The following is an 18173-nucleotide window of genomic DNA, read 5'->3' on the forward strand; positions in this document are numbered from 1 at the left end:
GCTTGCGCCGCGACCGGCGCTCAGCGGTTTTTGCTCCGCGATTCGTAAGTGAGTGTCACGCTGTCATTGGCTGGTATTTCGACCAGCCAGACATGCTTGCCGTCCTTGCGAATCGTGCGGCCACTGGCCTTGCGCAGGTCGCTGTCGGCGATTGCGGCCAAGTCGATCTCGGCGGTGACGGGTTCAGGGTTGGTGTTGGTCAACACCAGCTTGCGCGCTTCGATGCCCTTCTGACCCGATCCAGGCAGCTGGGTTGATGCCAGTTGCACCGCGCTGCTCTCGCCAATGGTGAACTTCACCTCCTGCCCCACCGCATAATCGCGCATCCGGCCCTGTCCGATCAGCAGACCGTTGTCTGCGGAGCCATCGAACACCGCGATCCGCCCCGACGGCAAAGGCAGGCCCAGCCCGGTCGCGGTCTTGTTGTCCATCCGGATTTCGATCTGCAGCGGCCCGGGCGTCTCGTCATAGCCATCGGCATTGCCGCGATAGATCAGCGTTGCAGGCACGTTTGATTTGCCGAGCAGCTTCACCTGCTTCTGCCCCCTGGCCGCGACGGTCGAGCGGAAGGGGACGCGGTAGAGCTTCAGATCGCCCAGCGCCTCGAGCTCCGCCTCCACATTACGCGACGCGGTGACCATGATCTCGTCCATCGCCTCCCCGCGAACCGCGCCGGTACGCATGCGCGCAGGGGCTGCGGCCATCATCGGTGGGGGTGGCGGCGGGGGCGGCGGAATATCGTCGATCCCCTCGGCGGTGCTGCCGCGCGGCCAGCACCGGATATACAGCGGCGTCGCCTGCGGCTTGTCGGCAATCTGCTGCATCGGCTGGCGGATGTTGAGCGTGCCCGCGATCACCAGCAGCTCGGCATCGGCGAAGCTTTCGGCATTGCCATTGGCGAGCGTCAGCCACGAAAACAGGTCGAGCGATTTGCCGTCCGCCCCCAGCTTGACGACATAATCGGCGTTCCAGTCAAACCCGGCAGCCAGGTACGTCAGCGTCACCTCGGCGGTGGCAGCCTGCGGCGAGACGGTGTCGACCGACAGCACCGGGGTGGCGAACAGCCCGCCGGGCAGGTCCTGGTAGATCACCTTTTCGGGCAGGCCCGAGCATTGCAGCGCCTCGATGCCCGCCTCGGTTTCGACCACGAGCGCGCCGCTCGATCCGCTGCGGATCACCGCGTCGCGTTCGCTCACCGCGCCGGTCACAGGATCGGTCCGGCGCAGCGTCACGCGGTTGCCGAGCGTGCCATCAACCAGCGATCCGGGCGAGAGCAATTTCTTGTCGCGGTTCTGTTCGATGATCCCGCCGGGCAGGCCCCGGATCACGGCGGAGACGGCGACCATGCCCTCGGCAACGCCGGCAAAGCGGATGGTGGCCGGGCCAGCGGGTACGCTGATCGTGCGCTTTTCGGTGACCACCGCAAAGCCGTTGAGGTAGCTGAGGTTCATCCCCCCGCCATTGCCGCGGCCCGGATCGCGATAGATCGTGACGGCGACGGAGTCGGGCTTGGGCGAGATGATTTCGGGGCGGGTCTGGGCTTGGGCAGGGGTGAGCCATGCCATCATCAGCAAGGCCGCCAGCACCCACCGTGAAAAGGCCCCAAGCACCCCCCTCCGCCTATCCCGAGCGAAGTCGAGGGACGTATGCGCCACGGTTGCGCGCAGGTCCCTCGACTTCGCTCGGGAACTCGGAGAGGGGGTCAAGTGCATCGATTTGGTCTTCGCAGTTCGGTCAATACCTGGTCTCAAAGGTCGCGGTGACCTCCGCGCTGCCGTTGGCAGGCACCGGAACCGCCCAGACCACCGCATTGCTGCTGCGCCGCTCGCTCTTGGCGCTCTCGGCTGCAATCCGCGTATCGGCCCAGCCGAAATCGAGCCCCGATTGCATCAGATCGACAGTCACCGCGCCGTCGCGCGCGTTGGTCAGTTCATAGCGCATGCTGGTCTGCCAGCGGGTCGCAGAAAGCCGCTTGCGCTCGGTCACCGTGGTCTTGACCTTGACGTCGAACGCCTCGCCGGTCTTGAGCGCCAGCGCGCTGCCCATCGGTGTGTGGTCGATCGCGTTTTCGCCGATGAACTGCGGTGATCCGCGCTGGTCGCGCTGGTAGAAGCGCACCGATCCTGCGGGCAGCGCATCGCCCAGGCCGCCCGATTGGCTCGAGCTGAACTTCACCACGGTATCGGCGCTGCGCGGCTCGGTGACGCTCGCCAGCCAGCCGACGCGGTATTCATAAGCGCGCGACGCGGGCACGCCCTGCACGTCGAGAAAGTTGATCTGCTTGGTCTGGCGGTCGGCAATCGTCGTACGCCCGACGGGATAGAGATAGAAATCGCCCAGCCTCTCGCGGTTGGCGGTCTCGGTCCCGGCGCTGCGGATGTTGCGGCCGCGTCCGCCGCCAAAGCCCGATGCGCCTTGCGGATTGCCCGCGACCAGCAAGGTATCGGCGTTGCGATAGGTGGTGCCCGAGCTGTTTGACAGCGTCACCCAGCCCTGCACGTCGATGCTGCCCTTGGCCTCGTCGAACAAGGCGACATAGTCCGCCGACCAGCCAAGCCCGCCGGTGAGATAGCGGATCGCGGCATCGCGCGTGCCAGCGCGCTGGCTGTCCAATGTGATCGAGAGCGTCGGGCGTGCGCGCAGATTGTCGGGCACCTTGTCGAAGATCGCCCGCACCGGCAGGCCGTCGTCGCGCAGCACCTCAATGCGCGTGCCGATCTGCACGACCACGCCCTGGTTGACCGACAGCACCTTGGCGCGCTCGCGCGTTTCCGCGCCCGTCGCGGGATTGGTACGCACAAGCGTGATCGTCTCGCCCACGGCCTTCTCCATCAGTTTGCCGGGGGTCAGCAGGTCAAAGTCGAAATTCTGCTCGACGATCGTCGCGCCATCGGCGGCGAAGCTCACCGTCTCTGGCTGGATCTGCGCGGAGACATCGGGGAATTCGATCCGGCTGGTGCCGCTGGCGATGTTGAGCCTGCGGATGTCCTGCACCAGCGAGGTGCCGCCGTTGTACACGGTGACCGAGACATTGCCCTGCGTGCTCGGCGCGTTGGGATCGGCGGCGTCCTGCGCCAGCGCGGGGGTGATCCCCGAGGAAAGCGAGACCAGGCTGATCGCAGCCGCTCCGATCCAGAACCGTGACGAACGCAGCATATTGGCCTCCCCAGACGTATCGATTGATCGTGGCTTAGACGGGCTGAAATGAACAGGGGCTAAATCGCTGGGCAAGCGTGCGCGGCGCCGATAAGAAGGCGACATGCTGCGTATCGCATCTTACAACATCAACGGAATCAAGGCGCGCCTGCCGCGCCTGCTCGAATGGCTCGACGAGACCCGGCCTGCGATCGCCTGCCTGCAGGAGATCAAGACGCAGGACGAGGGCTTCCCCGCAGCCGAGTTCGAAAAGCTCGGCTATGGCGCGATCTGGCATGGCCAGAAGGGCTTCAACGGGGTCGCGATCCTGGCGCGCGATGCGCAGCCGGTCGAAGTGCAACGTGGGTTGAAGGGCGAACCTGAGGACGAGCATTCGCGCTACCTTGAGGCCGATGTCCACGGGCTACGCGTCGCCAGCATCTACCTGCCCAATGGCAACCCGCAGCCGGGCCCGAAGTTCGATTACAAGCTGCGCTGGATGGACCGGCTGCGCAAGCGCGCGGCTGAGATCATGGCCGAAGAGGTGCCTGCGGTGCTCGCGGGCGATTACAACGTCATCCCGCGCGACAACGACACCTATTCGGTGCGCGCGATGGCCAGCGACGCGCTGATGCAGCCCGAAAGCCGCGCGGCGTACCAGCGCATTCTCGCCGATGGCTGGACCGACGCGATCGGCACGCTGCGCCCAGCAGGCGGGGTGTGGACGTACTGGGACTATCAGGCCGGCGCCTGGCAGCGCGACCATGGCTTCCGTATCGACCACCTGCTGCTCAGCCCGCGGGCCGCCGACCGCCTGAGCGCGATCGGCGTCGACAGGGACCATCGCGGCCGCGAAAAGGCCAGCGATCACGCGCCGACCTGGGTGGAGTTGAAGGGCTGACGGTGCATGGCCCTATCGATGGGGCCGCGCGTTAGTCCTTGGTATCAGGCACTTTTGGACCCTCTTCGGGATGAACCGCTGCGCCTGTCCAGCGACCATCCTCGACCTTGGTGGTTCCGGTAACGTTGCGCGAATCCTTAGGGACGAGCCCGCCGTCATCGGGTTGGGCGGTCTTCTCGCCGTTCGGGCGGGTATCGCGTTCTTCGGGATCGGGTCTGGGTTGATCGGTCATCATCGGTCTCCGTCTGGTCGCGGCGTTTGCAGCGACGCACGGAAGGATTACCGTCTGGTGGCGGGGTCGGTTCCGGTGCCGGTCAGGCGATCGTCGTGCCCGCGATCCGTTCGATCTCGCGCTTGGGTTCAGCCGTCGCAGTGCTGGGTGCCGGGACGATGGACTGAAGCGCGGCCCCCGGCGTCACGCCTTGCAGTTGCTTGAGCCGCGCGCGGAAATTGGCCAGTTCGCTGCCCGAAAGCTGCGAGCGGGTGGTGAACTTCACCGATCCGGGGTCGACCGCACGGCCGCCGCGATACAGTTCGTAATGCAAATGCGGGCCGGTCGAAAGGCCGGTCGAGCCGACATAGCCGATCACCTGGCCGCGCCGCACGCGGGTGCCGCTGCTCACCGCGATCCGGCTCATATGGCCATAGCCGCTGGCGAGGTTGCCGCCGTGCGCGATGCGGACGAAATTGCCATAGCCGCCCTTGCGTCCGGCATAGTTCACCACGCCGTCGGCGGTGGCATAGATCGGGGTGCCGCTGCGTGCGCGGAAATCGATGCCGCTGTGCATCCGGCGGAAGCCCAGGATCGGGTGACGACGATAGCCGAAGCCCGACGTCACCGCGCCGTTGACGGGCCGGGCAAACTCGCCGCGCTCTTCGCCCACGCCCGAGGCTTCGAACCACTGCATGCCGTTGCCCGACTTCCATCGCAGCATCTGTGCGCGCGGCTTGCCGCTGCGTTCGAGGCCGGCATAGAGCAGTTCGCCCATTTCGACCTCGCCGGTGGCGGCGCGCTTGTAATCGACGATGATGTCGAACTCGTCGGTCGAGCGGATATCGTTGCCGATCGAGAGCTGGCTGCCCAGGGTGCGCAGATAGGCCTGGATCGCAGCAGGCGGCGCGCCAGCGGCGCGCGCCGAGCGATAGAGGCTGGAGCTAACCGTGCCGCGAATGCGCAGCGGGGTCGCATCGACCAGAATGGGCTTTTGCACCAGGTCGAGGTCCGATCCGGCGCGCACGATCTCGACATTCATGTCGAAGCGCGCGCGGAAGGCGATGAGTTCGACCGGGCGCGGCTGGTTGCGCGCGAAACGGCGCCCCAGGGTGATGTCGATGCGCGTACCGTCGCGGATATCCTCGAGCGGTACGACCGAGGAGACGAGGTTGGCCACCGCCTGCGCATCGCCGCCGCCGACGCCCGCGCGCTGCATCACGCGCATGAAGCTGTCGCCGCGTCCGATGGTGGCGGCCAGTTCGATGGTAGGGCGCTCAGGGGCCTGGCGCAGCGCGACCACGGCATCGGTCGCCGCCATTGCGCGGCCGGTATCGCTGCCGAACGCCATCGGCATGATCATCTGGCTGCGCAGTTCTTCGATCGCCACAGGGGCAGGCGCGCTTGCTGCGGCTCCCAGCGGGTGGATGCCCGGCCACACGGCATAGGCACCGGTGCACAGCAGGCCCAGGGTCGCAAGCCCGCGAAACCATTCGAGGCTGCCGATGTTCTGGCCAAGATCGGGGGTCCAGTTGGTTTCGTGGACGAACGCATGGGCACGCTCAAGCCGTTGGCGCAGCGCCTTCAGTCCGGTTGCGGGCGCTGGGAGGGCAGGCGTGGGCAGCGCATCAGCCAGTGACAGTCTGGCACTGGCGGCACCGGCGCCGACAAGCTGTTCGCGTTGCTGAAACAAAATCGACCCTTTTGCCGCCATTCCTCCCGTGCCGCGCCGTCTGGCAGACACGATGGCGATCACCCTCGCCCAGAAATCTTGTGGAGAAAGCCGGTTAAAGTCAAATTAACCCGGCGCGGGAAACGCGCAGGCCGGGACGAGCGGTGCATATTGCCCGATCAGCAGCGCAACCTGTCCACAGCCGTGGTGATCGGCATCCAAATGGGGCTTGCAACTTGGACGCCGGACCATGATGTATGGGGCCGGAGGCTGCTCCCATGACCCGATTTTCGCCGCGCCCCGTCACTGCGGTGCTGGGGCCGACCAACACCGGCAAGACGCACCTCGCCATCGAGCGAATGTGCGCCCATTCCAGCGGCCTGATCGGCTTTCCGCTTCGCTTGCTGGCGCGCGAGGTTTACGACCGCGTGGTCAAGATCAAGGGGCCGAACGAGGTCGCTCTGGTCACCGGCGAGGAGCGGATCGTTCCCCCCGGCGCGCGCTGGTTCCTCTCGACCGCCGAAAGCATGCCGCTCGATCAGGGCCGCGACTTTGCGTTCGTCGCCATCGACGAGGCGCAACTGGGCGCGCACCCCGAACGCGGGCATGTGTTTACCGACCGACTGCTCAACGCGCGCGGTCGCGACGAGACGATGATCCTGGGTTCCGAGGCTCTGGCCCCGATGGTGCGCGAACTGATCCCCGATGCCGAGATCATCGGCCGCCCGCGCTTTTCGACGCTGAGCTATGCAGGCATCAAGAAGCTCTCGCGCCTGCCGCCGCGCAGCGCCATCGTCGCGTTTTCGGCCGAAGAGGTCTATGCCGTGGCAGAAATGCTCCGGCGGTTTCGCGGGGGTGCGGCGGTGGTGATGGGCGCGCTCAGCCCCGCGACGCGTAACGCGCAGGTGGCGATGTATCAGGCGGGCGAGGTCGATTATCTGGTCGCCACCGACGCGATCGGCATGGGCCTCAACATGGATGTCGAGCATGTCGCCTTTGCCTCGCTCCACAAATATGATGGCGCGCGCCGGCGACGGCTGACGCTGTCGGAAATGGCGCAGATTGCCGGGCGCGCCGGGCGGCACCAGCGCGATGGCACGTTCGGGTCGGTCGCCGGGCATCATGACGCGCAGTTCACCGATGAAGAGATCGAGCGGATCGAACAGCACCGGTTCCCGCCGCTCAAGTCTTTGTTCTGGCGCGAATCGCGGCTGCGTTTCGACAGCCTGGGCCATCTGATCGGCGATCTGGAGCGCAATCCGTCCAGCCCGGTGCTCAAGCCCGCCCCCGAGGCGATCGATCTGGCAGTGCTGCGGCGCCTGGCCGACGATCCGCAGATCGCCGCCAATGTGCGCGGGACGGCGGCGGTGCGGCGCTTCTGGTCGGTGTGCAGCCTGCCCGATTTCCAGCATCGCGGCGCGGAGCATCACGCCAGTTTCGTTGCCCAGCTCTGGCAGCATCTGGGCCAGGGGCGCGGGCATATTCCGGTCGATTTCATCGCGCGGCGCATTGCCGACTTGGACTCGGTGCAGGGCGATGTCGAGAAGCTGGGCGCGCGCATCGCTGCGATCCGCACCTGGGCTTATGTTGCTCAGCGCCGCGACTGGCTGGCCGATCCCGAAGAGATGGCCGGGCGCGCACGGGCAGTGGAAGAACGCCTGTCCGATGCCTTGCACCGCGCGCTGGCGCAGCGCTTCGTCGACAGGCGCACCGCAGTGCTGCTGCGCGGGCTGGGCGGCGATGCCTCGCTGCTGCCGGTGACGCTGGAGGAAGGCGATTCCATCTGTGTCGATGGCGAGCCGATCGGGCATCTGCGCGGCTTTGCCTTTGTTGTCGATGCGCAGGCGCGGCTGGCGGATCGCAAGCTGCTGGTGGCGGCGGCTGACCGGCATCTGCCGGGGTTGCTGGCAAAGCGGGCGCGGGCGCTGATCGCCGATGGATCGGACGCGCTGGCCATCGCGGCGGACGAAAAGGGCCGCCCTGCGCTGTTCTGGCATAACCAGCGCATCGGCCTGCTGGTGCGTGGATCATCGCTGGCTGCGCCGCGCTTTCAGCCGGACCGCGCGCTCGAGGCGATCCCCAAGGCCGATCAGGAGGCGTTGCTGGCGCATGTCGCAGCCTGGCTGGACGGACATCTGCTCAAGCCGCTGGCGCCGGTGCGCGCGCTGGCCAAGGCCGCCGATGACCGACGCTGCCCCGGCCCGTTGCGCGCGCTGCTCGTGCAACTGATCGAGGCGGGCGGAGCGATGGCGCGGGTGCAGGCCGAACCGTTGATCAGCGCGATCGACGCGGGCGGACGGCAGGTGCTGCAGCGGCTGGGCATCCGGCTGGGCAGCCTCGACGTGTTCTGTGCACCGATGATCCGCCCCGATTGCCAGCGGCTGCTGCGGCTGGCCGGAGCGGTGCGGGCGGGGACGCCGCTGCCTGCTGCCGCCGATCCGATGGTGGAGAGCCTTCGCACCGTCATACCTGCAGCCGCGCTGTCGGCAGGCGGGCATCCGGCCTATCGGGTGCTGGGCGATCAGGGCTTGCGCGTCGACATGGCCGAAAAGCTGATCCGCGCCGCGCACGACAAGCGCGGACAGGCGCCGACATTCGCCATAGATCCCGCGCTCGCCATCTCGATGGGGCTGAGCGCCGACAATGTCGGTCGGTTGATGCGGGCGGCCGGATTCCGGCGCGATGGATCGGCGGAAGCCGGGCAAGGTGCGGGGCTGTGGCGCTGGCGCGGGCTGGATCGCAAGCCAAGGCCGGGCTCTGTTCCTGAGGTCGCGCCGACGGGGCATTTTGCGGCGTTGAAGGAATGGAAGGTGGCGATTGGCTGAAAAGGGCGGTGCAGGCTCGGCAGGAACAGGCGCTTCGATGCGGATGGATCTGCTGCTGTGGTATCTGCGGCTGGTGCGCAGCCGATCGCAGGGCAAGGTTCTGGCCGAGCAGGGCCTGATCCGCAGCAACGGACACCGCGTCGTCAAGGCCCATCACGCGGTGCGCTGCGGCGATATTCTCACGGTCCCGCAAGGAACGCGCGTTCTGGTGCTGCAGATTGACCAGCTGCCGTGGCGGCGCGGGCCACTGGTCGAGGCGATGGCCTGTTACAGCGAACCGGGCGAGCGGCAGGCGATAGGGTAAAGCCCCGCTATCGTCGGCGAAGGCAGCGCCTTATTGACGCACCGGCATTGTCGCAATAGCAAGGCCCGCAGAATCATCATACCCCACCGGTCGAATGCCCCGGTGCGCCATTCAGGGGAGCGATCACAGCCGATGACCTATGTAGTCACCGACGCCTGCATCAAGTGCAAATACATGGACTGCGTGGAAGTCTGTCCGGTGGACTGCTTCTACGAGGGCGACAATATGCTGGTCATCAACCCCAGCGAGTGCATCGACTGCGGCGTGTGCGAGCCCGAATGCCCCGCCGAAGCGATCCTGCCCGATACCGAAGACGGCCTGGAAAAATGGCTGGAGCTGAACACCAAGTACAGCGCCGAATGGCCCAACATCACGGTCAAGCGGGATTCGCCGCCCGACGCCGATGAATACAAGGGCAAGGAAGGCAAGTTCGAGGCCTATTTCTCGCCCGAACCCGGCGAGGGCGACTGACCTCTTTTTCCCCACGCTGAAGGCCAATGCTCCTCTCCCCGACCGGGGAGGGGAGCTTGCCGGCGTGTTCAGAATGCGCACCTACCTGCAAACGTTCGCACATTCCGTAGCGTCGCTGGGCGGCGCACAGGCCACTACCCTTGTTTTTGGGGGCTCAAAACCCCATTTGGGACCGGAATGGCCATTACAGGGTGGCTTTTTTGTGACGAATCTGTTAAGTGCCGCTCATCAGCGCTGCAGATAAACGCTGATCCGTGTCCCTCTTTCGGTACATATTTGAGGAGATTCACTCGAACGGCAAATCCGCAAGTTCGAAAAGGCTCCCACTTCCCCTGAATTGAGAAAGGTTTTTGAATGGCCGCCAAAGCGCTGTCTTTTGATGTAGGCGATTATGTGGTGTACCCCAAGCACGGTGTCGGCCGTGTTGTGGAACTTCAGAAGGAAGAAATTGCCGGCATGCAGCTCGAGCTGTACGTGCTGCGCTTCGAGAAGGAACGGATGACCCTGCGCGTTCCTGTGAACAAGGTCGAAAGCATCGGCATGCGCAAGCTGTCTTCGGACAAGACGCTGCGCGAAGCCATGGAAACCCTGAAGAGCAAGCCCAAGGTCAAGCGCACCATGTGGTCGCGCCGGGCGCAGGAATATGAAGCGAAGATCAATTCTGGCGACCTCGTATCGATCGCCGAAGTGACCCGCGACCTGTTCCGCCCCGACGATCAGCCCGAGCAGAGCTATTCGGAGCGCCAGATCTTCGAGGCCGCCTCGAGCCGCCTGGCGCGCGAACTGGCCGCGATGGAAAAGACCGACGAGCCTGCTGCGCTCAAGAAGATCCTCGAGATCCTGAACGAGGCTGCGCCGCAATATTACGAAGCGGCCGAATAAGCTGCTCCGCTCCGGCCCCGGTCGGAAAGCGATACGAAAACCCCCGGTTCCAGGTGATGGAACCGGGGGTTTTCGTTTGCATTGCGAGCGCCGGCGGGTTGCGCCATCATGGCGCGCAGGGCGATCATCGCGCAGTGGGGGAGAGAGACGTGACCAGCCAGGCTTGGCCGCCGATCGATCATCGGCCCGGCTTCACTATGGCCAGCGTGCTGTTCTGGCTTGCCGTGCTGTCCACGCTGCCGGTGCTGTGGCTCAACGTCATGCCTGCGCTGGGCGGCGGTGCGCGGCAAGGCCATGCTGATCATTCGCTGTGGATCGTGCTGCACGCACTGACCGGACTGCTCACGCTCGCGTCAGGCTTTGTCGCCCTGTGGATGGGCTGGACCCGGCGCGGTTTCGAATGGCACCGGCACACCGGCTGCACCTATGTGGGCGCCGGAATGACGATGGCGTTCGTCGCGCTGTTCCTTGCGATCAGCGATCCGCACCGCAGTCCGGCCAATGGCTTGGCGACAGGTACGCTGGCGGCCGTGTGGCTGGTTGCGACCAGCATGGGCTGGCGGCGCGGCAGCCAGAAACGCTGGCGGTCCCACCAGATGTGGATGATCCGGTCGATGGTGCTGACCTGGACGTTCGTCTTCTGCCGCCTGGCGCAGCAGCTGGAGGGCTTCGACGGGCTCCTCCCCGCGCTCGGCATCTGGCTCTTCTGGACAGGGCCGCTGGCGCTGGCGGAGGCAGGGCTGCAGTGGTGGAACCGCAGGCAACCCGCCGCCTGACCGGCGATCAGCTCTTGTACAGCCCGTCCAGCCTTGCCTGATAGCGGCCACGGATGACATGGCGGCGGATCTTCATCGATGGCGTCATCTCGCCATTCTCGATGCCGAAGGGTTCATCGGCAAAGGCGAACTGGCGCACCTTTTCGATCACCGACAGGTCGGCATTCACGCGGTCGATCGCTGCGCGCACCGCCGCCTTGAACGCGGGATTGGCCTGAAGCGCGGCAAAATCGACCTTCAGCCCCTGCGCAGAGGCCCATTCCATCGTCCATTCCGGGTCTGGCACCACCAGCCCGACCACATAGGGGCGCCGATCGCCCGCCACCATAGCCTGGTGAATCTCGGGCTGCAGCGTCAGCATGCCCTCGACCTTTTGCGGTGAGACGTTGTCGCCCTTGTCGTTGACGATCAGATCCTTCTTGCGGTCGGTGATCGCGATGCGCCCGGCCTCGTCGATATGGCCGATGTCGCCGGTGTGCAGCCAGCCGTCCTTGAGGACGCGCGCGGTCTCTTCGGGGTTCTGCCAATAGCCATGCATCACCAGCTCGCCGCGCACCAGAATCTCGCCATCCTCGGCGATGCGCACTTCGGTATCGGCGAGCGGCGGGCCGACGGTATCCATCTTCAGCCCCACGCTGGGCCGGTTGCACGCGATGATCGGCGCGGCCTCGGTCTGGCCATAGCCCTGCAGCAAAGTGAGGCCGAGCGAATGGAAGAACACGCCGATCTCGGGGTTGAGCGGCGCGCCGCCGGAGACCATCGCCTTGATCCGCCCGCCAAAGCGCGCTTGGATCTTGGGGCGCAGGCTCTTCGACAGGATGAAGTCCATCGGCTTGTCGATGACGCCTGCCCGGCCCGCCAGCTGCTTTTCGCCCAGCGCCATGGCGCGTTCGAACAGGAAATTGGCGACCTTGCCCTGTTTCTGGATCTGCTTGAGGATGCGCGCGCGCAGCACCTCGAACAGGCGCGGCACCACGACCATCAAAGTCGGGCGCACCTCCTCGATATTGCTGGCGAGCTTTTCCAGGCCTTCGGAATAATAGATCTGCGCGCCCAGGCCGATCGGGAAGAACTGGCCTGCGCTATGCTCATAGGCATGAGACAGCGGCAGGAATGAGAGGAACACCTCCTCCTCCCAGGCAAAATCCTCGGCGATCACGCGGGTGGGCCCTGCGACATTGTGCAGGATCGCGCCATGGTGCTGCATCACCCCGCGCGGTGCGCCGCCGGTGCCGCTGGTGTAGATCAGGCAGGCGGTATCGTTGCGGGTGAGCGCTGCGGCATCGCTGCGCACCTTGGCCAGCAGTTCGGCCTGGCGCGCAGGATCGCCGGTGACCAGATCGGACCAGCTGTGCGCCCGGAACCGGCTGGCCTGGCCGATCTTGAGCGGCTCCATGCCGATGACATGCCAGGCGTTGCCCGCACGCAGAACAGCAGGCAGCAGCGTCTTGGCGAGCTTGGCATCGGAGACGATCACCGCACGCGCACCCGAATTGTCGAGGATATGCTGGTGATCGCGCTCGGTGTTGGTGGTGTAGGTCGGCACGGTGATGCAGCCTGCCGCCATGATCGCAAGGTCGGCGATACACCATTCGGGCCGGTTTTCGCTGACCAGCATCACCCGGTCGCCGCGCGCCAGCCCCATGTCCTTGAGCGCGTGCGCCAGCTCTGCCACTTGCCCTGCGGCCTGGTTCCAGCTGATCGATGTCCATGTGCCACCGCGCTTGGCCCACAAGAACGGTGCGTCGCCCAGCTCTTCGGCCCGCGCGAAAAACAGATCGAGCAGATTGTTGAAACGGGCAAACTGGTCAAGCGATGTGTTGGCGATCACCGGGTTCAGGCTCCTTTGACGCCGTACTTGGCGCACGGTCTTGGGCTCGCGGGTTTAGCGGGCTTTGGCAGGATGGGCAATCAGCGCCGCGCGTTGCCGACCGCAGATTGCGGCCTGCCGTGCACCAGGCGGCCTGGGTCCGGCAAACCGGTTCTGCCCGCTATTCCTCGGTGCGGATCAGAACCGTTTCACCAACCATCAGGAAGAGAAAGAAGGGCGACCACGCCGCCAGCACGGGCGGATAGGCACCCAGATTGCCCATCGCCAGCGCGAAATTGTCTGCAACGAAATAGGCAAAGCCCAGCCCCATGCCGATCACCGCGCGCAGGAACAACTGGCCCGATCGGGCCAGCCCGAACGCCGCGACCGCGCCCAGCAACGGCATCAGCAATGCCGATAGCGGCCCGGACAGCTTGTGCCACAGGTTCGATTCGAGCGAGGCCGTGGGTCGGCCAGCCGCCTTGAGCTCTTCAATTGCCTGCCACAATTGCAGGAAGGACAGGCCCTCGGGGTTGACCTTGCTCAGCGTGAACTGGTCGGGGCGAACCCCCTTGGCAGCAACGATATCGCCCAGCATCTGCTTCTGCCCGGTGGCGACGTCAAACCGGCTGGCCTCGGTGAGCTTCCACCCCTGGCCGGTAAAGGTGCCATTGCGAGCGCGGATGATGCGCGCAATCCCGCCCTGGCTGTCGCGCGCGAAGACGGCAACGCCGGTCAGCCGCGTCGCCTTGCCGGTGCCCTCGACCATGTCGGCCTGGATGATGTTGTCGCCTTCACGCACCCAGATGTTCGCCTTGACGTTGGAATCGCGGGGAATGGGGCCAAAATCGGCCTGCTCCCAGGCGCTCAGCGTGGCGGTTGCGCGGGTCAGGATGCGTTCGGAAAAGACGAAGGTGATCGCCGATACGCCAAAGGCGGCGATCAGCAGCGGCGCGAGCACCTGATGCGCAGACAGGCCGGCGGCCTTCATCGCCACCACTTCGCTGTTCTGGTTGAGCGTTGCCAGCGTGATGATGGTCGCCAGCAGTACCGAGAACGGCAGCACAAGGTCGATGATCTGCGGCGCGCGCAACGAGATATAGGTCAGCAGCTGCGCCTGTCCGTTGCCGGGATAGGCCATGATCTTGCCGCTCTGGCCCAGCAGGTCGAGCGACTGCAGCACGATGAACAGCAAGGCCGCCACCGCCAGGATGCTGGTGAGGAACTTGCGCGCCATATAGATCGCGACGGTGCGCGAGGGGAAGAATTCCATTTGCATCCGCCGGCACCTATTCCTGGAAAGCCCGCTTGCGCCCGAAGCTGAACAGCCCGCGGATCGCGGCGCCCGATTTCGAGAACAGCTTTTCAAGCGCCCCGATCGGCTGGCCGCCCGGCACGAAGGCCACCTGATAGTACATCCACCCGATCAGCCCGGCAAAGCATGCGAACGGCAGCCACAGGGCGATGATCGGATCGACCAGACCCAGCGCGCCCACATCCTCGCCATATTCGTTGATCTTGTGATAGGTGACGATCATCACGATCGACAGGAACACGCCCAGCGCCGATGTCGATCGTTTGGGCGGAATCGCCAGCGCCACCGCCAGCAGCGGCATCAGCAGCATCATCACCACCTCGACCATGCGGAAATGGAAGTTGGCACGGCTCTGGTTGCGCAGCTGTTCGGGGATGTTCGCATCGGCACCGATCCGCACCAGTTCGGGGATCGTGTATTCGCGGTCCTTTCCACCGCCGCGCCTGCGGAACGATTCGATCTGTGGCAGATCGATCGGCAGGTCGTGGTTGGAGAAGGTCAGCACGCGTGGCGTTCTATAGTCGGGCGCATCGTGGATCAGCGTGCCGTTGGTCAGGCGGAAGATGATGGTGTTGGGGTCGTCAGTGGCCAGGAACTTGCCCCGCTCTGCGCTGACCGACAGATTGGTGCCCGAATTTGCCTCGGCGCGCACGAAGATGCCGTAGAGTTCGCGCCCGCTGTCGCGACTCTGCTCGATGCGCAGCGTCATCCGGTCGCCCAACTGGGTGAATTCGCCCACCTTGATCGACGCGCCCAGCGCGCCGGAGCGTAGCTCGAAGCCCAGTTCTTCATAGGCATAGCGCGCCTTGGGCTGGATATAGCCGACTAGCGCCAGGTTGACGAGCATCAGCGCGACCGCAAACATGTAAGGCACGCGCAGCAGCCGGGTGTAGCTGAGGCCGACGGCGCGGAACACGTCGAGTTCGGACGACATCGCCAGTTTGCGGAAAGCGAGCAATATGCCCAGCAGCAGGCCGATCGGAATGCCAAGCGAGAGATATTCGGGCAGCAGATTGGCCAGCATCCGCCACACCACGCTCACCGGGCCGCCTTCGGCCGCGACGAAATCGAACAAACGCAGCATCTTGTCGAGCACCAGCAGCATGGCTGCGATGACCAGTGTTCCGACCAGCGGAAAGAAGACGAGACGACCGATATAAGCGTCTGTGGCGGTTAGCAATTTCAACTTATTGTCGCCCTGTCACCATGATTTGGCCGCAAACGCTTCCCATAAGCAGACGGGTAAAGGGGGCTCATCAGCCAAACCGCGTCATTCGGAGCGGTCTGGCTATAGCTTCTGGGAATGAATACGTCATGTTCAAAATTGCGGCAAAATCATTGGCCTTCGTGGCTGCAGGCAGCATTGCCTTTGCAGTATCCGTGCCTGTGGCCAGCGCGCAGCGTCAGGAAATCTCGAACGACATGCGCAAATGCAGCGCCGGGGCATCGGGCCCTGCGGTGCATGTCGAGGTCAGCGGCTTCAAGGCGGAAACCGGGCGGATCCGGGTTCAGGCCTATCCCGGGACCAAGGCCAGCTGGCTGGAAAAGGGAGCGTGGATCAATCGCATCGACACTCCGGTCGCCCCGCGCGGCGGCAAGATGAATTTCTGCGTACCGGTTCCCGAAGCCGGCGTTTACGGCATCGCGGTCCGCCATGATGTCGATGGCAGCGGCAAGTCGGGCTGGAACGACGGGGGTGGCTTTTCCAATAACCCCTCGCTCTCGCTGCTCAGCCTAAAGCCTTCTGCAAGCAAGACCGCTATCCGGGTCGGTTCCGGCGTAACGCGCATCTCGGTGGTCATGAACTATCGCCAGGGCATGTCGATCAAGCCGATAGGATAAACTCAAATGACCCTCGTTGCGCTCATTTCCAATCCCCGCTCCACCGGCAACAAGGCGTTGCTGCCGGCGGTGCGCGATTATTGCGCGCGCAATCCCGACATCTTTCACTATGAGGTCGAGGAGGTCCACCAGATCGCCGACGCCTTGCGCGCCATCGCGTTGGTCAAGCCGCGGGTGCTGGTGATCAACGGCGGCGACGGCACGGTGCAGGCGACGCTCACCGAACTGTATCACGGCGGCCATTTCGGCAAGACTCCTCCGCCGGTCGCGGTTCTGCCCAACGGCAAGACCAACCTGATCGCGCTCGATCTGGGGGCCAGCGGCAAGCCGATCCCCACGCTCGACCGCATCGTCGACATCGCGCGCAATGATCTGGAAAGCCATATCGTCGTTCGCCAACTGATCGCGCTGACCGATGGCGAGGATGGCCGTCCGGTGCTGGGCATGTTCATGGGCGGCGCTGGCCTGGCCGAGATCATCCTGTACTGCCGCCAGAAAATCTATCCGCTGGGGCTGCCCAATTCGGTGAGCCACTTCATCGCGGCGGTCGCCGGGCTGCTGACCATGCTGTTCGGCCTCACCGCCAAGTTCCTGCCGATCACGCGCTCGGCGCTGCGCATCTCGTACTTCCAGAAGGGAGAGCTCAACGGCAGCTTCCTGGTGGTGATGGTGACGACGCTGGAAAAGCTGCTGCTCGGCAGCAGGGCCGAAAGCGGCAGTTCGCCTACCGGCCACCTGAAGTTCATCGCTGTGGAACACAACCGTGCGGGCCTCACCACATTGCTGATCGACACGCTGATGGGCCGCTTCGGCACCCGGCGGGGGCGCGGCGTGCACCTGGCGCGCGAGGACATGATCCGCATCGATAGCGACCGCAGCCGCAGCCGGGTCGTGCTCGATGGTGAAATCTTCGAGGCCAGCGCGGGCAAGCCGATCATCCTGCGCTCGACCGACCCGGTACCGTTCCTGCGTCTGGCGGCTTGAGATTTTCATCCCCTCCCGGCTGCGGGAGGGGTAAGCGTTGCCGATGACCGACCGTCTCCATGCCCTGATCGCCGCCGAGGCGCTGCAGCCGGTGGACCCGCGCGTCAGCGCCTTTGCCGCCGAGCTGGTTCGCCCGTTCGGCGGTGCGGCGCGCGCGGTGATCTTCTACGGATCGTGCCTGCGCGAGGCGCAGCTCGATGGGCTGATGCTCGATTTCTACGTGATCGTCTCGGACTATGCTGCGGCGTATCGGCAGGCTGGCAAGGGCGGCTGGATGGCGCGCGCCAATGCGCTGATCCCGCCCAATGTGTTTCCCGCAGCGTTCGACAACCTCGCCGCGAAATACGCGGTGCTGTCCGAAGCTGACCTCGCCAAGGCGTGCTCGATGCAGGCGGGCGATGTCTCGGTCTGGGCGCGCTTTGCGCAGCCGGTGCGGCTGGTGTGGGGCGCGGATGATGTGGCGCAGGCCTGCGTTCTGGACGCCCTGTGTGATGCACCGGTGACGCTGATGCGCCACGCCGCGCCGCTGACCGATGCCGCGTCGGCGGATCCGCTTGCCATCTGGCGCACGGGCTTTACCCGCACTTATGGTGCGGAACTGCGCGCCGAGCGCGGCGACCGGCCCGACAAGGTCGTCGATTTCGCGCCCGATCATTATGCCAGGGTTGGCGAGGCGATCGCGCGCGAGCATCCCGATATCGGCAGCCTGCCGCGCGCCGAGGCCGAAACCCGCTGGGCGCAGCTGCAGCGGCGTGGCAAGAGGCTGACCGTGGCGCGGCTCGCCAAGGCGAGCTTCACCTTCGCGGGCGGCATCGATTACCTCGCCTGGAAGATCAACCGGCACGCGGGCACGCAGATCGCGATCAAGCCCTGGCAGCGCAAATGGCCACTGGTCGCGGCGGTGTTCCTGGTGCCGAAGCTGCTCAGAAGCGGCGCGGTGAAATAGCATCCATCGCCCCTCCCTTTGAGGGAGGGGTTGGGGGTGGGTAGGCGTCCAGATGCAGGGTCCGTGCAGACGAGGCCCCCCCCCCCCCCCCCCCCCCCC

16 protein-coding genes are annotated in these 18173 nt (G+C 65.3%); 9 read left to right on the forward strand and 7 right to left on the reverse strand.

The genetic code is table 11. The features are described from left to right. Positions 1-20: 20 nt before the first annotated feature. Together D618_RS18790 and D618_RS0116775 are read right to left on the reverse strand one after the other, a co-directional pair. Positions 21-1568 carry a hypothetical protein gene (locus D618_RS18790; RefSeq protein WP_152414809.1) on the reverse strand — a complete coding sequence of 516 codons (1548 nt, stop codon included), beginning with the start codon at positions 1566-1568 and terminating at the stop codon, positions 21-23. A 166-nt stretch (positions 1569-1734) separates the two neighbouring features. Further along, entirely contained in the window at positions 1735-3156 is a 1422-nt protein-coding gene (locus D618_RS0116775) for a DUF4139 domain-containing protein (protein ID WP_017672696.1), read from the reverse strand. A gap of 106 nt (positions 3157-3262) precedes the next feature. Between D618_RS0116775 and xth the strand changes: the two genes are divergently transcribed. After that, positions 3263-4036: an exodeoxyribonuclease III gene (gene xth / locus D618_RS0116780; protein ID WP_026091801.1), complete on the forward strand. Its 774-nt coding sequence runs from the start codon at positions 3263-3265 to the stop codon at positions 4034-4036. A gap of 31 nt (positions 4037-4067) precedes the next feature. Here the strand turns inward: xth and D618_RS0116785 are convergent, their stop codons facing one another. Next, the gene (locus D618_RS0116785; RefSeq protein WP_152414810.1) at positions 4068-4268 is read right to left on the reverse strand and encodes a hypothetical protein; all 201 of its coding nucleotides are present in this window, start codon (positions 4266-4268) and stop codon (positions 4068-4070) included. 82 nt (positions 4269-4350) lie between these two features. Next, positions 4351-5940, reverse strand: a complete 1590-nt coding sequence (locus D618_RS0116790) for a M23 family metallopeptidase (protein WP_051041416.1) — start codon at positions 5938-5940, stop codon at positions 4351-4353. Positions 5941-6197: 257 nt separating this feature from the next. Between D618_RS0116790 and D618_RS0116795 the strand changes: the two genes are divergently transcribed. From D618_RS0116795 to D618_RS0116815, 5 genes are all read left to right on the forward strand, one after another. Next, complete coding sequence (locus D618_RS0116795) at positions 6198-8744, forward strand: helicase-related protein (protein ID WP_017672700.1); 2547 nt, start codon at positions 6198-6200, stop codon at positions 8742-8744. Beyond that, entirely contained in the window at positions 8737-9048 is a 312-nt protein-coding gene (locus D618_RS0116800; RefSeq protein ID WP_017672701.1) for a S4 domain-containing protein, read from the forward strand. The genes D618_RS0116795 and D618_RS0116800 overlap by 8 nt, the downstream gene beginning before the upstream one ends. Positions 9049-9180: 132 nt before the next feature. Next, positions 9181-9519: a ferredoxin FdxA gene (gene fdxA, locus D618_RS0116805; RefSeq protein ID WP_017672702.1), complete on the forward strand. Its 339-nt coding sequence runs from the start codon at positions 9181-9183 to the stop codon at positions 9517-9519. Between the two features lie 354 nt (positions 9520-9873). Beyond that, positions 9874-10401, forward strand: coding sequence for a CarD family transcriptional regulator (locus D618_RS0116810; protein WP_017672703.1), 528 nt, complete (start codon positions 9874-9876; stop codon positions 10399-10401). Positions 10402-10550: 149 nt separating this feature from the next. Then, positions 10551-11177 (forward strand): DUF2306 domain-containing protein, encoded by a 627-nt coding sequence (locus D618_RS0116815; protein WP_193746739.1) that lies wholly within the window; start codon positions 10551-10553, stop codon positions 11175-11177. Positions 11178-11184: 7 nt separating this feature from the next. Here D618_RS0116815 and D618_RS0116820 read toward each other — a convergent pair whose 3' ends face one another. From D618_RS0116820 to lptF, 3 genes are all read right to left on the reverse strand, one after another. After that, positions 11185-13008 carry an AMP-dependent synthetase/ligase gene (locus D618_RS0116820; RefSeq protein ID WP_017672705.1) on the reverse strand — a complete coding sequence of 608 codons (1824 nt, stop codon included), beginning with the start codon at positions 13006-13008 and terminating at the stop codon, positions 11185-11187. Positions 13009-13168: 160 nt separating this feature from the next. Beyond that, positions 13169-14266, reverse strand: coding sequence for an LPS export ABC transporter permease LptG (gene lptG / locus D618_RS0116825; protein WP_026091805.1), 1098 nt, complete (start codon positions 14264-14266; stop codon positions 13169-13171). 10 nt (positions 14267-14276) lie between these two features. After that, the gene (gene lptF, locus D618_RS0116830; RefSeq protein WP_026091806.1) at positions 14277-15482 is read right to left on the reverse strand and encodes an LPS export ABC transporter permease LptF; all 1206 of its coding nucleotides are present in this window, start codon (positions 15480-15482) and stop codon (positions 14277-14279) included. Positions 15483-15682: 200 nt separating this feature from the next. Between lptF and D618_RS0116835 the strand changes: the two genes are divergently transcribed. From D618_RS0116835 to D618_RS0116845, 3 genes are read left to right on the forward strand one after another with little or no spacing between them, the layout of a single operon-like run. Then, on the forward strand, positions 15683-16144 hold the full coding sequence (locus D618_RS0116835; protein ID WP_238550708.1) for a DUF2141 domain-containing protein: 462 nt from the start codon (positions 15683-15685) through the stop codon (positions 16142-16144). Positions 16145-16150: 6 nt separating this feature from the next. Then, positions 16151-17128, forward strand: a complete 978-nt coding sequence (locus D618_RS0116840; RefSeq protein WP_017672709.1) for an acylglycerol kinase family protein — start codon at positions 16151-16153, stop codon at positions 17126-17128. 43 nt (positions 17129-17171) lie between these two features. After that, entirely contained in the window at positions 17172-18074 is a 903-nt protein-coding gene (locus D618_RS0116845) for a hypothetical protein (protein ID WP_017672710.1), read from the forward strand. The last annotated feature ends 99 nt before the right edge of the window (positions 18075-18173 follow it).

This window comes from Blastomonas sp. AAP53 (assembly GCF_000331245.1).
Lineage (GTDB): Bacteria > Pseudomonadota > Alphaproteobacteria > Sphingomonadales > Sphingomonadaceae > Blastomonas.